8 protein-coding genes are annotated in these 16,730 nt (G+C 45.8%); 1 reads left to right on the top strand and 7 read right to left on the bottom strand.

Annotated elements, in window-relative coordinates:
• The coding region (locus ACE04G_RS22685) for an IS3 family transposase (RefSeq protein WP_486094295.1) at positions 1–370 on the top strand (370 nt) is incomplete at its 5' end.
• 98 nt (positions 371–468) lie between these two features.
• Here ACE04G_RS22685 and ACE04G_RS22680 read toward each other — a convergent pair.
• The 7 genes from ACE04G_RS22680 to ACE04G_RS22650 form a co-directional block, all read right to left on the bottom strand.
• Positions 469–1,428: an SMI1/KNR4 family protein gene (locus ACE04G_RS22680; protein ID WP_221820133.1), complete on the bottom strand. Its 960-nt coding sequence runs from the start codon at positions 1,426–1,428 to the stop codon at positions 469–471.
• A gap of 214 nt (positions 1,429–1,642) precedes the next feature.
• The gene (locus ACE04G_RS22675) at positions 1,643–3,268 is read right to left on the bottom strand and encodes a rhamnogalacturonan lyase B N-terminal domain-containing protein (protein ID WP_221820134.1); all 1,626 of its coding nucleotides are present in this window, start codon (positions 3,266–3,268) and stop codon (positions 1,643–1,645) included.
• Between the two features lie 353 nt (positions 3,269–3,621).
• The gene (locus ACE04G_RS22670; RefSeq protein WP_221820135.1) at positions 3,622–4,494 is read right to left on the bottom strand and encodes an AraC family transcriptional regulator; all 873 of its coding nucleotides are present in this window, start codon (positions 4,492–4,494) and stop codon (positions 3,622–3,624) included.
• A gap of 167 nt (positions 4,495–4,661) precedes the next feature.
• Positions 4,662–6,770 carry a TerD family protein gene (locus ACE04G_RS22665; protein WP_449003774.1) on the bottom strand — a complete coding sequence of 703 codons (2,109 nt, stop codon included), beginning with the start codon at positions 6,768–6,770 and terminating at the stop codon, positions 4,662–4,664.
• A gap of 338 nt (positions 6,771–7,108) precedes the next feature.
• Positions 7,109–11,299 carry a DUF8202 domain-containing protein gene (locus tag ACE04G_RS22660; protein WP_486094841.1) on the bottom strand — a complete coding sequence of 1,397 codons (4,191 nt, stop codon included), beginning with the start codon at positions 11,297–11,299 and terminating at the stop codon, positions 7,109–7,111.
• 277 nt (positions 11,300–11,576) lie between these two features.
• Positions 11,577–15,383, bottom strand: a complete 3,807-nt coding sequence (locus tag ACE04G_RS22655; protein ID WP_486094839.1) for a DUF8202 domain-containing protein — start codon at positions 15,381–15,383, stop codon at positions 11,577–11,579.
• A gap of 178 nt (positions 15,384–15,561) precedes the next feature.
• Entirely contained in the window at positions 15,562–16,698 is a 1,137-nt protein-coding gene (locus ACE04G_RS22650) for a response regulator (RefSeq protein ID WP_449003772.1), read from the bottom strand.
• Positions 16,699–16,730: the final 32 nt, after the last annotated feature.

Genomic DNA, 16,730 nt, shown 5'->3' with positions numbered 1-16,730 from the left:
GACGATGGATCTGGCGACAAACACGTTGCTTCACTTACAGAAAAATCGCAAATTCAAGAAGAGTCGTAATGCCTTCATTCATTCCGATCAAGGTACGCATTACACTCATCCGGATTTTCAGAAGAAAGTGAAACGGATGGGGCTTGGACAATCCATGTCAAGACGAGGAAATTGTTGGGATAACGCACCGCAGGAGTCGTTTTTTGGTCATTTTAAGGATGAAACTTCCTTAAAGAGCTATGCCACGTTAGACGAAGTCAAACGTGAAGTTAAAGCCTATATGACCTACTATAATCACTATAGATACCAGTGGAACCTAAAAAGGATGACCCCTGTACAATACAGAGATCATCTTCTTGAAGCCATATAGTTTTTTTTAGAAATGTCCTTTACATAGGGTACAGTTTACGTTAGGGCGCAGCCTTTTCATTTTCAACGGTTTGTATAAAAAGAAGCTCATACCTTTACTTACAGTGCACCTTGAAGGTTTGCAGGTTGATTTTCCTCATTCACCAGACCTTGGATAAAGGTTTCAAAATTGGGCGCAAGCCAAGTGATCTTGTAGCCTTCTTTTTTATCCACATGAACAACCTCGGGCTCACCCGCATTGCCGGATTCACGATAATCCAGCATCACGATCTCTGAATCGGAAGGGCACTCACATAGTACAACACCAATCTCGGGGTACCCCCCCTGCTCGATGATATATCGGCTACCCGCTTGACCACCCAACGAATGTGCTTTCTCACGTCCAATACCCAGTATTCCCTTGATCTCCACGCGGACCTTCTTGGCAGCCTCTACTTGGCCGACAGGATAATGCCGATAGTGGGGAACACCACCATTATGTAATTTCATCATGTTAATATAGGAAGTTGGCAGCTTGAACACCAACTGCTCCTCCATTGACTCGATCTGTCCATCGGTAGGCGGGGCCAATACATATTGATCCGCAGCTTCAGCACTGTCATTCCAAAAACCCATTGGTTCCAGATGGCTAACACGAACAGGTGCAATTGAGATTTCAGAGACTGATGGGACGGTATCCACGGGCTTCTCTGCAGATTCGGACAGCTCCTCCATTTTGCTTCGAATCCACTCCAGAAATTCCAGCGTATCTTCATCTTCAGGATCCAATTCATCCGCTCTTTCGAACGCCTGCAACGCATGCGCATATTGCTCTAGATAGTAATAAGCCAGTCCAATCCGATAATGCCAGAGTGGGTCACCTGTTCCCTCTTTAGCAACCGTCAGGAATTGTTCGACTGCCTCTTCATATCGTTCCAGGTTATTCAGCGCTCGTCCCAGATGGTTAACCAGCTCATAATCCCTTTCTTCCACAGGAATCGCTTGAATTGCATCTACAATTTCCTGAAATTCATCTTCTTCATGCCACTCTTGCAGTTGAACCAACAGATCGTCTCTCATTCTCTTTTCCTCCCGTTCATTCACTCATGACTACGTATTGAAAATTATACCACTATCCGGATCACCATCTCCAGCAAAGCAAGATCCTTAGGGATATCATGAATCGATATCTTTTCATTTCGGATGACAAGACTAAAAGAGGTAACCTGAACCCGGTTAAGAAAACCAGGCAGGCTACCTCCTTATATTCCTTCCACTACATTGCATTCTTCATTCAATTCAGCAACTCAACACAATCGTACACCCAACCTGCACTTAACCAGTTACCCAAGTCACTTGAACCGCTGATTGGCGTAATCGTGATGGTATTGGAACCATTCACGAAGTAGGATGCTGGAACATTCCAGCTAAAGGTTGTGTTGTTCCCACGATACGTACCAATGGTGAAGCTGCGAGAATTGGGCTGTGAAGATGCAGCAGGATTGGTTAAAGCATGTCCATTAACCGTTACACTAGGTCTGCCATTATTGTAAGCTGCGGTAATACCGATGTTGAGCGTATGAGAAGACGCCGCTTGAGATGCATTCAAATTAAACGTTATTGTGGTTGGAGAATTCTGACCACGGAACTGGATTGCCGGGAATCGATTGGTCGCGCTACCGGTAGCATAGGTGACAGGCCCCCAGCTTGGGTTGCGACTATCGGATGGGTGACGAATCGGAATCGTCTGTCCATTCAGGAGCTCCCGTGGTGTACCATCCCAATTGCCAATTCGCCAGATGTTAGAGGCTTTACTTGGGTCATTGTTGATCGTACGTGTATTCAATGTCATCGTTTGTCCTGCCGTGACATTAACCGTTTCCGTATATACAGCCAGTTCTCCCTTATAGGCTGTCATGGTGTACGTGCCCGGAATCATGCTGTATTTGGCTGCCGCCCCACTTGAAGAAGTTCCTACCCAATACTGGGCATTGCTATTGGCGAATCCCATTGTGTAAGCATACCCTGTATCCATCCCGGAGAGACCATTAAGTACCACGTTCCCCCGACTGGATACCCAACCCTGCAGATTCAGACCAGACATCCAGCTGAAGTCGGGTACACTTGGCGTACCTCCGGTTGTAAAGATCAAAGCGTACGGCCCATGCAGACCCAGGCGCCAATTCTCCGTCTGTGCATGTCCCGAGTTCATATAATTATACACTTCCGTCTCTGTTCCACTTTGGAACTGGATGTCGCGGAAGAATGGACCACCAGAGCTTTTTTCCCGATTGCCGTAGGCCATAAATACACCGACGCCATTCCCCGTAACTCCACGAACGGATAAATCTTTGGCCTGATCATTACCATAATATTTGGAGGCTGACTGTCCATTTGCAAACCCGAACACATCCTGACTTTCAATCGCTCCAGTGTTACCTCGGTTGTTTGAATTCGCCGGAACACCTGTCAACACACTACCATTACCACGGAAAATGTACCGCAGCTCCCCGATCGAAGGTTGAGCCGTGATATGCGTTGCCATGTATATGATGTTCTCCCCACCACGCGAAGCATAATAGTGGGTCAGTGTGCTTGTGGATACCGTGATTAACACAGTTGATCCTGAAGGAGAAGTATTCCAAGTCACATTGGCAGAGGAGCCCAAACCTGAGCCGATATGTGATCCTCTGTTGCTGTTCAGCTCCGTACCGTTCATTTTGGCTGAGATAATATCCCCATTGGTTTTGTTCACCACGTAGACTAAGCCTGAACCGGTGTTTACTTCAATTCTGGAGCCGTTATCCGTAACATTAATGGTAGCCGCGTGTCCAGTAGATGCAGGGTATACAGCTGCTGTTGCGATCATAACGACAATTAAAAACAAACCAAGCGCCTTTCTCACTATACTTTTGGTCATGAGTAAATCCCTCCCTGGATTCCATTTAATAAAGCGCTTACATTATAATGTATAATAACTGACACTTTCGTCTCATATCGATATGTCTGCTATGCGGGCATGTCCATAATCAACTGAAATGTTATGTCTGCGTGCGTATAGAATAAAATCATCACTTCATGTAAACCAGATCTCTTCACCCCCTTTTTAAATCACTCTTCAAACTAAAAGTATTCTTACAATTCCAATAAAATAATACCATTATATTACATATACTTGCAATGAAAACGGCTCGTATATCCGATAGCAAATTCTGAAAACAAAAAACGCAGCTTCAAAAAGCTGCGCTAGCAGATACCAAGCTCGAGACAGTATCATCTCTTCCGAATAGGTATCCATATCTCACTTCTATATTGCTCTACAGTAACATCCTTGTGCTCATTCCATAACATTTCCGGACCCTCACTCAGCTCATAGTCCGATGAAGGAAACCACTCCGCGTAGATCCGGCCCCACACCTCCTGTAGCGTGCCTGGAAACGGGCCAACGACAGTAAATACAGCCCACGTCGAAGCAGGAACCTCGAGCTGTTCCAGTCCTTCAGGCACTTCTTTTGTCGTAGCAGCGCCAATGTAATGATCCAGTTCTCCTTGTTCTGCCATCCGCCCCTCACTGAAATGGGCCGAAGCACTAATTAAGCCCAGAGGCTGGACGTTCGATGCCCCCTTAATTGTATCAATCAATTCTGGTGTAAGACTCTGGTACATCGCAGCGATCTCCGGATTAACCCCGTTGAATACGATTGGCACCCTTTTACGAATACCCACGATTCGAAACGCCTCTTTATCTTCAATGCGGTAGTTCATTTCGCTTCCTCCTTGAATGGTCAGTTGAAATGTCATCCGTGGGAAGGCTTTAAGAAATGGACCATGGTTTCGCGCTTCGGAGGGCGTAGTGCCATGCATGCTTTGAAAAGCACGCGAGAAAGAATCCGGCGATGTATACCCGTATTTTAGTGCAATATCAATGATTTTGCTGTCACTGTAGCTTAACTCCATGGCTGCAAGTGTCAAGCGGCGACGTCGAATATATTCCGAGAGCGTTACACCACTAAGAAAAGAGAACATGCGTGTAAAATGATACTCCGAGCAGCAGGCAATCCGGGAAATCTCCTTCATGTCCACGACATCCATCAGATGCTCCTCAATATAATTCAAGGCTTCATTTAACCGCCTCAGCGTATCCATATCATCCCTCCCACGTTAATTTAAGCTTAGCAAAGTCATTCTCTTTGCATCCGACATTACCTGCACCATTCTGTAGGCTCTTTGCATCTAAACAGAAAAAAGAGCAGCATCAGCTACTCTTTTATAACCTTGATATTCACATATCTCCAGTAGTCAAGTCAAACAGGTCAAACCAGATACTCTGCCATAATCTGCTCGATATCGTACGGCGTAATGCCTTGATTCACCGAATAGATTGTATCCGCCTGATCCATTGTATCCACCAATTCTCCTCTAGCTTTGGCATGGAGCATGAACAAGTCATGCAGATCGGGTTTGCGTAGAGTCGTTAGTGCTTTCCCCATCAGGACCATGCCTTTTTGATTGCCTTCCACATTATTGTAGTAATCCGGGTGGCTTGTCAGCGCCAGGTCTGTCCAGATGACGGTACGTTCGACCAGGTCCATAATGACAGGGATTGCAATCTGGGTATCTGCTGTAATATCGATTTTGTTCGCTACGGTAGACGGTTCGAAAATCTCGCCAGACCCCGGCTTCTTCCGCATCATCCACCCTACAAAACATTCCGGCAGATCACAATACGGATGACTGGTGAACGAAAGCAGGGTTGCCACCACATATCGTCCACCATAAGCCACGATGGATGGAATATGCAGATCAATGAACTCACTTGCTCCGTTAGGTGCGGTCACAATGTCTCCGCTATGGACAGCCTTATAGTTAGAGGAGCGCAGATTCGTATAGGAAATGTGCTCCACATAGTTCCAGTCCTTATCGTACATCACCGCAGACAAGTCAATGTCCACACGCCCTGTAGACTTTCCATCCACGTCCCCCTCTTTCCACCAGTTGAAGAAACGAATCGTATCTCCCTCGGCCATCGGCACACGGCTTCCACGAACGATGGTACGTAGAGCCTTGCTTGCCGATCTCTGGGAAAAGGGTACCAGATAATCATGAAGCTGTGGATCGACATAGGTCTTTCCAAGCGTGGGAAGGACAGCGAAGCGCTCTATCAGCGCCTGTTCGCATAATTGCACGACCTCCTGACACGTGGCTTCATCGATGTCTGGCAACTCATTCGGAACAGCAAAGGCTTTGGCTACATTGCCTTTTGGGAAGAAGACACGCAGATCCTGCGGTTCATTACGCTGTGTAAAATGCTGTCTCACTTGCAACAAGACCGGGGTAGATACCTGCTCCAAAACCTCACCAAATGTCAGCAGTACATACGCTTCATCTTCGGTCATCCGCAACAAGTGATCCAGTCTTCTCGCGAATTCACCTGGACGCTGTGATAACAGATCGATCAGACTCCAGACATTTCGATATTGGAAGGCAAGTTCCACACTTCCGTTGAAAGTCGAATAAGGTTTATTATTACGCAAAATAGCAAAGGCTTCTTCACATCGTGGATACCGAAGCTTATATTCCGAAGGATGCAGAATTTCGCCAAGGCGAATCCAGCGATTCTTATATCGCAGCATATCCTCCGTGATGGAGCCGCATTGCTCCAGCAATCCGAGCAAAAGGCGTCTTTCACGGCGTTTGAATTTCCGAAAGGGAGAAGCCGTTGCGAGGCTGACATCACCATCGGACCAGGCAACAGCCAGACGTAGGACATCACTTGCCGTTTTGAAATACGGACCGATCCGGTCGATGTTCGCTTTTTCATGCTTCAACAGCGAGGCAACCACAAAGCCCACATTTTCTTTGAACGGAATCTCAGCGGGTAATAGCGCATCCACGTCTTCCGGGTTTGCATGCTCCAATACCATATCGATATCCGCCTTGTCCGTTTCCGAGATGGAACCTTTTGCTTCAATGATCTGACGGATGAGCGTCTGGAATGCTTGCTGGTTTCCCAAACCAATGACTTTCAAGTCCGTCTTCTCCAGCAAAGGCATTCTCTCCACACATTGTTGATCGGGATAGACCACATTCAGGTTGGTCAGATAATGAATAATTGCATTAAGGTATAACTCCGCTTCATCCGCATGCATCACCTGCATCGGGAATCCTGCATACATCGGTTTGTATTTCACATGTGCGCCGACCATGACTCTCAGATCAGCCTCAAGTTGAATATATACTGCTTCAAATTGTTCCTTGGACAGCTGCCGCGTTGCATGCATCAACTCGTCCGAGAAAGTGTATCCAAGTGCTTCAATATTTTTGAGGGCAGTCGCCAGGTGTGTCTTCGGCAACTGTTGTTTCCCTTCGTTTGATTCGATAATGAGTTTGTTCGCTCTACGCAAATAGATTGTATTGTTCATGATAAAAGAGTCCAGGAAAGCCACATCCCTATATAACGTGAAAGGTTAGGGTTAGAAGGAAGGAATGTGATAGCCTGGACGCCTCCTCTCTGAAATAAAATCTTCAGGAGAGCTGCGCCCCTATGATCTCCAATGATTGTAGAAGGAAGGATCGCAATAGCCTGAAGGCCAGCGGTTCAAAGTTTGTCACCCAAACCTCTGGTGAACCCATCATCTCAGATTCCACGATCTTCCAACAGGGCGAAAGTATTACGACATGAATTTAAGATTTTAATGAAATAGAAAAAAGCCTTTGCCGACCCCCAATGTCAGCAAAGGCTTTTCATTTTAGATTGTGTTTATTGATCAATCAAGTTTGTTACTTTCAACATTCTTGCAATCAATGCAGTAACCTCGGCACGAGTCATCGTGGTCTTTGGACTCAGAACCTCTGGCCCATTACCTTGAATGATTCCGGCTGCAATCAACTGGGCTACATCTTCTTTCGCCCAATTCGATACATCCGCTGCATCACTGTAACGTTCCAGTTCAGAGTTCATCTGATCCGGGCTAATTGCCGCTTCCGGTTCAATCAGACGGTAGGCACGAGCAACCATAGCAAATCCTTGCTCACGTGTGATCTCCTGATTACCGTAGAAGTTCCCATTATCGTAACCGCGAACGATACCGAATTCATTTGCAAGGGCTACCGCAGAGCGGAACCATGCGGAATCGTTAACGTCAGGGAATAGATTTTGTGGTGCATCCTGACGCATTAAGCCCAGTCCAAGCACAACAATCTCGGCAAACTCAGAACGAGTAACCTGACGGTTCGGTGAGAATGTGTTATCTCCGTTACCTTGCAGATCTAATCTCGCAGCGATGTTGTTCACATCCGTTTTACCCCAATGGGATCTGGCATCTTCAAAATCCTGCGGATTCCAGATGACCGAATAACTTCCGCTACTACGCAAGTCATTAATGAGCGCGTAGTAACGACTATTGATCTTCGTAACAACCGTTGGTACATGGAAAATGCTACCGTCCGGGTTGATAATTACGCCTGTTGTAATCCGGTTCGGGTCGATACCTTCCGGAAGTGCAATATACTTCGGTGCATAGCCGTTCAGCTGGCCGGATCGCACGGTCTGTCCATCTTTTGTAAACGTCAGATCCAGATCAACCGGCGTCACAAGTAGCTCATATCCTTGGGATGCGGCTCTTGTCTCGGCGCTGTCAATCAAAGCATCCGAGGAACGTGCGATATCAACATGGACATCAATATCATTCAACGCTGCATTACCAAGCTGTCTGGACACACCATTCACGTCCATTTTACCGCCAGGTACCGGATAGATCGCCAGCGGATTGCTAATGTTTAGTTTGGAACCTTGATCCACTAATTGTTTCAGTGTTTCCAGGGTTAACCCGTCCACCTTCATATCCCCATCATTAGGTGAATGAATGGCGAACTGCTGGCCTGTGCCTTGTGACATGGCAACATTCAGCTTGGCTGGATCAACTTGAACCAATGTTTCTTTGTTATTAGATGGTTTGGATGTAGCAAATGGTTGATGGCTACCATCCTGAGTTGTTTCCAAATTATCCTTCACGGGTGCCGGAGTTGGCGTTGGTACAGGCGCAGGTGTAGGTGCTGGTGTGCTTCCACTGTTACCGCCCGTATTTCCACCGCTGCCATTGTTGCCTCCACCATTGTTACCATTGTCACTGGATGCTCTGGTGATGACCGTAGTGTACTCCGTCTGCAAACCATTCGTATCTGTAACTCTAATGACAATTGTGTTTGAACCTACCTTAAGTGCAAGATCATCACTACTATTGCCACTCTCCACTTCCCTCCAGATTCCATCATGCAAAATCTCAATTTTGTCTGCAGAATAAGGAGCAGTCGGGTAAATACGTAGATTGTACACATCATTGGTTACCGTTGCTGCGTAGTTGAATTGGTTTGGATCAAATGCTTGGTTCAACGCAATATTTTTCCCAAATGAATCGGTCAGACTGAGCTGTGTCAGTGCTTCTTTTACAATAGTAAATGTTTTCGTTTTCGTAACGGAACGTCCTCCGTCCACTGCTGTTACCTCAACGGTATAAGTGCCGGGTGCAAGATCTTCATCCAGATGATAGGACCAGTTTGGGTCCCCAGCATTCCAGATCAAACTTCCTGCAACATCAATTACACGACCTTCTGCATCTTTCAACACTGCACTCAGCGTATCTGTATCCGTATGGACCGTACCCGAGACTGCTGGCTTCTTATCTGAAGTACTCCCTGCTGGTTCAATAATCTTCAGCGCGCTCGCGAATGGGTCTTCCAAATCGAATTGGAAATCATGAACCAATGTCCCTTCTGCTCCCTCGCCTTTTAGATAGCCAGATGTTCCATTGTAAGCAACGTTAACCTTCTCATCACTTGATAATTTAACCGATTCGGGCAAGGTCAAAATCAATTTTGTAGGATCAGATCCATCGATGACAGCTCCGACAACTTCTACGGCTTGCCCACCTACCGTAACTGTAAATGCACTACTTAGATCCACTTCAGAAACTACTTCGATACTTTTATTAAAATGAATGGATATCGTGCTTTCGCCCTCGATGAAGCTGCCGCTGTCCGCTTTGGGTTGATTCTTGACCAATCCATCGATTGCGTTATCCAATACACTTAACAGGTCATTTACTTGAGTCTGTGTTACCAAAGGATTGCTCAAAAGTGTCTGTGCCTCTTGGACTTTGGTTTGCAATGCATTCCATGAATCAGTCGTGTAATCATCATTCGATAAAGCTAAGGCTTCTTTCACTTTTTTCGCTAATGGCATTGTATTGACTGCATGAATAGCCTGCTCGAATTCATCAACCTTGAGTCCGGTTAACGCGTCTCTCAACGTGCCACTACCGTCATAGTTAATTGTAATTTCTTCTCCCGATTCAAGCTGAGCTTCCGTCAGAGGGATGGAAATCGTAGATCCATTAGCTATAAATTGACTCAGATCATCATACACGGTACCTCCAATTGTGACGGTGAAGCCCTTCAAATCATCCGATTTCACGTCACGATTGAAGGTTAGATTCAAAGTTCCATCGTCATTGACTTGCGATATTAGCAAGTGAGCATCTTTAGGATCTGGATAAGCAGCTGCAAACGTGAAGTAAGAACCGTCGGCAAAGTTGGAACTGTTTAATGTAACCTTTCCATCCGTTACTGGATAAAAGGTATCATTATTGTCAAAAGAGTCATCTTGGCTAAGAATGATGTAGCTTGGTTTTAAGCCTTCAGCATCATCCACTTGAAGTGTGATATCTTGATCACTCCAGTTTGTTTTGTCCACCTGATACGAACGATCCATGATCTTTACACGAAAGCCATCTTTCACGATGGGTGCACTTACATAAGATACGGTATCGTTCGCGCTCTTGTCTGCAAACATAAAGAAGGAGTTGTTATCCATCGTATTCTCATTGTCGACATTATCTGAATGAATCGTATCTCCAAGAGCAATGGCTACATTTGAGCCGACTCCTTGTGACTTGGATTGTTTCTGGTTCTGGGCACCTAAGTCATCACGGCCAATCCCGGTAATGCGATTCTTGTAATCTGCCTGGTTCGACAAATTCCAGAAAACAGTACCTTCTTCTCCATTCCAATCACTGGAAACATAGTTGTCTGCCAGAGTGATTCCGTATTTTAACCCCAAGTAACTGTACACTTTAGTTCTTTCAACGTCCTGTAACTCGCGATTATATAATATCGTTTCCGATATTAGTCCATTAAACCTTCGATTATGCCCTGCTCCGAAGTAGTAACCCGTAGCACTTGTGGCACTATTAAAGCTCGCTGTTCCTGCAGTTGTTTTATCGATTAACTTCGTATGATTTAAATACATCCCAAAGTAATCCTCAGTGCGAAGTACATTGAAAATATCTGCTTGCCCTAACTGATACGGATTACCTGCATTATTTCGAATCAATTCGTCGTTCCCTGCATTGCCAAATGAAGATCTGATTACACTTGTACTGTACGTGTCGGTGCTTCCTTGGCCGCCAAAATGCCATGGGAAACCATTCGCAGCAGCTCCTTGAATGGAAAATGCCTCACGAGCGACATCCGTTGTATGGAAAGGCGCCCTGATATAGTATCCTTTGTTACCATCAATTAATATACCGCTGTTAAAGTTAATGGCACCTGTAACTAAGGTGTTAGGATTTACGATACTCCATACATTATCATGTTCTACATTGGGGTCTAGATCTACCAGATCGGTCAAAGAAGTGATTTTACTGCCGTCAGCTGCCAGATTCATACTTCGCTCAACATCAATCCATGATATGAGTCCGTCGCTTACACCACCCGGATATCCCCCTGCGGTAATCGCGGTACTGTTGGATGCAGGATTTTCAGTATCTGCATGAGCTTCTATGGCTGGAAACAAAATTGGTGTAGGCAATATACTCGCAACCATCACCAAAGAAAGCACCCTTGACCATACTCTTGTCATTTTGCTGTTGCGCAATTTCTTATTGTTCTTCAAACACTTGTCACACCTTTCGACTATATCTAATTTAGCTAAATCATTCTTCTCATAATCCCTTCAGGATGTCTGATTTACTAGATTGTGTTAATTTTGAAAAGCTTCACCGCTTATTTTACACTGAGCCTCTTACCAAACTCTTACCAAGCTATACGATAATGAATACTGATCGGTAGAAGGAAACAAATAGAGTTCAGTAACTCCAACGTCAGTCCAAAAAGTAAAAAGCCTTTGCCGACCCCCAATGTCAGCAAAGGCTTTTCATTTTAGATTGTGTTTATTGATCAATCAAGTTCGTTACTTTCAACATTCTTGCAATCAATGCAGTGACCTCAGCACGAGTCATCGTGGTCTTCGGACTCAGAACCTCTGGCCCATTACCTTGGATGATACCCGCTGCAATCAACTGGGCTACATCTTCTTTCGCCCAATTCGATACATCCGCTGCATCACTGTAACGTTCCAGTTCAGAGTTCATCTGATCCGGGTTGATTGCCGCTTCCGGTTCAATCAGACGATACGCACGAGCAACCATCGCAAATCCTTGCTCACGTGTGATTTCCTGATTACCGTAGAAGTTCCCATTATCATAACCGCGAACGATACCGAATTCATTCGCAAGGGCTACCGCGGAGCGGAACCATGCGGAATCGTTAACGTCAGGGAATAGATTCTGTGGTGCATCCTGACGCATTAAGCCCAGTCCAAGTACAACAATCTCGGCAAACTCAGAACGAGTAACCTGACGGTTCGGTGAGAATGTGTTATCTCCGTTACCTTGCAGATCTAATCTCGCAGCGATGTTGTTCACATCCGTTTTACCCCAATGGGATCTGGCATCTTCAAAATCCTGCGGATTCCAGATGACCGAATAACTTCCGCTGCTACGCAAGTCATTAATGAGCGCGTAGTAACGACTATTGATCTTCGTGACAACCGTTGGTACATGGAAGATGCTACCGTCCGGGTTGATAATCACGCCTGTTGTAATCCGGTTCGGGTCGATACCTTCCGGAAGTGCAATATACTTCGGTGCATAGCCGTTCAGCTGGCCGGATCGCACGGTCTGTCCATCTTTCGTAAACGTCAGATCCAGATCAACCGGCGTCACAAGTAGCTCGTATCCTTGGGATGCTGCTCTTGTCTCGGCACTGTCAATCAAAGCATCCGAGGAACGTGCGATATCAACATGGACATCAATATCATTCAACGCTGCATTACCAAGCTGTCTGGACACACCATTCACGTCCATTTTACCGCCAGGTACCGGATAGATCGCCAGCGGATTGCTAATGTTTAGTTTGGAACCTTGATCCACTAATTGTTTCAGAGTTTCGAGGGTCAACCCGTCCACCTTCATATGCCCATCATTTGGTGAATGAATGGCAAACTGCTGACCTGTGCCTTGTGACATGGCAACATTCAGCTTGGCTGGATCAACTTGAACCAATGTTTCTTTGTTGTCAGATGGTTTGGATGTAGCAAATGGTTGATGGCTACCATCCCGAGTTGTTTCCAAATTATCCTTCACGGGTGCCGGAGTTGGCGTTGGTACAGGCGCAGGTGTAGGTGCTGGTGCTGGTGTGCTTCCACTGTTACCGCCCGTATTTCCACCGCCGCCATTGTTGCCTCCACCATTGTTACCATTGTCACTAGATGCTCTAGTCACGTTGATTTTATACGCCGTAACATTTCCAAGTGAATCGGTTACTCTAACAACGATCTTATTCCCACCGACTTGGAGCGGTAGATTCTCACTAACAGTGCCACTTGAAACCTCGTTCCATTCTCCATCTCCAACAGCTATTTCAATCTTCGCAAGTGGATCAAGTGCCGTTGGCGTTAACTGAAATTGATATACGCTATTCGGAACAGAGATGGTGTACGTGTCTTTAGCCGGATCAAAGGCCGGGGACAAGCTTCCCACGGAAGGGACCAGCGTCTGCAACGTAGATTCATCTGTACCAATTACTTTGGTAAGTCCCGTTCTAGCGTTAGTCAGATCCTGAAGTGCCTTGTCTACCTGCGCTTGATTCGCTGTCAGATCATTCAACACTCGCTCTGCTTCATTCATCGCATCTTTGAGTGCTACCCAGCTCGCTGGCGTATAGGCTGACTCTTCCAGGCTTTCACCTGTAATTTCAGTTACTTTCGCTTGTAAAACTGATTTATCTACAACTGGTACAGATGTTGTAGGGATTAGGCCCGTTCTTGCATCAGTCAGATCCAAAAACGCCTTGTTTACCTGCGCATGAGTCGCTGTCGGATCATTCAACACTCGCTCTGCTTCATTCATCGCATTATCCAGTGCTGTCCAGCTCGCTGGTGTGTACTCCTCTTCGTCCAGTTCGCCTGTTTCGATCTTATCCTTAATCTCATCGGCTTTGGCTTTCAACTTCGCCTTATCAATAACAACATAACTTTTCGTATTTGATGCTTCTGAATCTGCATAGGCTGGACTGTCCGTCTTCGCTGTTACTGTCACTTTGTACGTGCCAACTTCTAGCGATGGTACCAATTGCGACAGGTTAAGCGCCGTTCCGGTTACTTCCTCCGTCCGCTTCGTGCCGTCTTCCAGTTCAATCGTTACTTCATATTTATCTGCATGCGCAACTACTTCCCATGTCAACTCATCGTCGGTCAGTGTGACGTCCGGTACCGTCAAAGGAGTAGCAGCAGTTGCAATGGTAAAGTAAGAGTTCGGACCAAAATTTGAGGTATTAAGAGTTACTTGGCCGTTCTCAATTAAATGGAATGAGTCTTGTCCATCAAATTGAGCATCATTGCTGATCACAACATATTGAGACAAAGCCGGGTTAGCTCCCGCTTCGTCTACCTGAAGTGTAATCTGTGATTCAGTCCAGTTTGCTTTCTGTACCTTGTAGACACGCTCCATCCCAAGTAGCTTTTTCCCATCTTTCGTAATTGGTGTTTTGAATTCAGTACTTGCTCCATTGTCACCAAACGTAAAGAAAGAAGAATCCTTTGAGAATTCATTTTTATTTGCAGAATTGGCATCCTCAACACTGTTGCCCAAAGCAATCGTCAACGTAGATCCCTGTTCCTGCGCTTTGGCTTGTTTCTGCATCAAGCCGCTCTGATCATCTCGACCGATGCTTGTAATGCGATGGGTATAGACTGCGTTCTCCTGGGCATCCCAGATCGTAGCCATGTTTGAATCGACATATGAATTGGCTGTCGTCTGATCAAGCGTATAGCCGTATTTGATCGCCAGATATGTGCTGACTTTTTGGCGTTCTACGTCCGTAAGATCATGGTCAAATACGATGATTTCTTCAATCGAACCCTGCCAATATCCACTATTGGCCGCAGTTGCCGGAATTAGCTTACCAACTACGGCTCCGTCCGAGTTACCAGTATTCCACGCCTTATTAAGTTCTTTTCCCCAACCACCCAGTTCCTGTACCTGCTTCATTTTACTGTACAATCTAGCTATATTCGTTCCAGTGTCCCCACCTGTCCAAGTAACAAATAGCTCGGTCGGGAACGTCATTCCCATAAACTTGTCGGGAGTGTATAAAGTCTGGTTAGGGTCACTGTTAAATGTCGTCAAGCCGCCTCTTGCGTCAACTTGAAGCATCCCCATGCCCGTATAACCGCCCGTTTGTACTCCCCATGAAATAATATAATTGAGGCCTCCTGTTTTATTGGTTTTGCTAACGGTAATGATCGATCTTGGGCTCTTCCCTTGAGGGAGCTTACTTACATCCAGATTCATAAAACTACTCGTGCCGTTATATTCCAATACCGGATTGAAATTGATATTATGATTTTTATCATCCCAATAGGTCGGTTGATTAGCTTCCGTACTTTGGGTTGCATTGTTTATTTTACTGCCTTGATCTTCCCAGATACTCACCTTTTCGCCGCTGGCAACTCCGTTTACCCGCTCTGGTCGTAGCCATAGTGCAGGGGCACCAACTCCACCCGGACCAACAGGAGTCTCGTTAGTCGCCTCCGCTTGAGCCAAACTCATGGGTAACGTTCCAATCGCCAGAATAAAGGAAAGAACTAACATGGACATTCTTTGCCATGGTTTCTTCCGAATTTTTGCTGTGTACATAGGTTCCTCCTACTTAATATGTTATTTTTGGACTGCTTACTGACTCAAAACATAATGTTGACCCTCATCTTGCTTATTCTACACATAGCCTCTTACCAAACTCTTACCAAACCTTTCGCTAGCAAATACGACAAAAAAACAGCCTTGCAAACGAAGCTGCAAGGCTGTATATTTCCAATTAACTATTTGATTGTTTCCATTGCTGGTACCACAACTCAACTTCCAACCCAGGACGTATGCCCGCCTCTTGTTCTAACGTAGTGACCAACTGATTATATTGTGCGATTACAGGATCTTTATTGCCTAATCGATCATAGGTCTTCATTAAAGCCAATCCGACTTGCTCCAATGATGGCTCGAATTGCTGTACCCGGTGATATAGCGTAAGTGCTTCCGTATTCTGTCCTAGATCAATGTAATATTGTGCAAGTTCCATGGCATGATTACGCCAGAGTGCATGCAAGCGCTGACGCTCCAGCTCAGCCCATATGTAATCGTCCTCACCATAATATTTGCCTTCATATTGATCTGAGGTCTGTCGATGTTCAGCTATTGTAGACGAAGATAATAGAGGCAATCGGTTAAGACGGCTCTCCCATTCTTCCGCGTCAATCCTGAATTCACCCGTTTCCAATAGATAACCAAACTGTTGATAGCGAATGGACATCTTATCCTCACCCATGAGTTCGTTCATCATGCTGCGTAAGCGATGGATCCCACTGTGCAGATTGGATATACCTCTCCGCTCATCCAACTCTGGCCACAACAGTTCAAGTAACGTATCCCGCTTAATCGGTTTGTTCCGATGGTGGAGCAGATAAGCGAATAACTCTCTAATCTTGGTTGTTCTGAATTTCATATGTTTTGGCGGCTCATTGGGGTGCACTTGGACTTGGAGCATCCCCAGACAACGGATCAACATGGATGGCCCTTCTGCTACATTCAGACTTGCTGACACCGTTCGGCGTTGATACATCTTCATCGTTTTTTCCAAACGGTCACGTGTTACAGGCTTCATAATATAATCCAGCACTTCAAGCCCATAGGCCGTCAGTGCATGTTCGTTATATGCGGTTGTGAAAATAACTTCTGTTCCAGGAGAAACCTCATGGATACGTTCGGTCGCCTCGATCCCGTTCATCCCCGGCATCTGAACGTCCATAAAGACGATTTCCGGCAGATGAATTTCGATCTGATCTATGGCTTCCTGTGCCGTCAGAAAAGAGCCGATAACTTCGCAATCCTCTCTCTCTAGCAACAGTTTGTTCAACCTGCTCAGAGCGAGATATTCATCATCTACCAAAATCACTCTCATATGCACAACTCCTCTGGCTCACTGATCACCCT

This window comes from Paenibacillus sp. AGC31 (assembly GCF_057334655.1).
This window is presented reverse-complemented; position numbering and strand designations above follow the sequence as displayed.

Bases quoted from the DNA above. Each gene is read 5' to 3' on its own strand.
- ACE04G_RS22665 (WP_449003774.1), bottom strand. From the start codon at position 6,770: ATGAACAATACAATCTATTTGCGTAGAGCGAACAAACTCATTATCGAA.
- ACE04G_RS22670 (WP_221820135.1), bottom strand. From the start codon at position 4,494: ATGGATACGCTGAGGCGGTTAAATGAAGCCTTGAATTATATTGAGGAG.
- ACE04G_RS22655 (WP_486094839.1), bottom strand. From the start codon at position 15,383: ATGTACACAGCAAAAATTCGGAAGAAACCATGGCAAAGAATGTCCATG.
- ACE04G_RS22650 (WP_449003772.1), bottom strand. From the start codon at position 16,698: ATGAGAGTGATTTTGGTAGATGATGAATATCTCGCTCTGAGCAGGTTG.
- ACE04G_RS22675 (WP_221820134.1), bottom strand. From the start codon at position 3,268: ATGACCAAAAGTATAGTGAGAAAGGCGCTTGGTTTGTTTTTAATTGTC.
- ACE04G_RS22680 (WP_221820133.1), bottom strand. From the start codon at position 1,428: ATGAGAGACGATCTGTTGGTTCAACTGCAAGAGTGGCATGAAGAAGAT.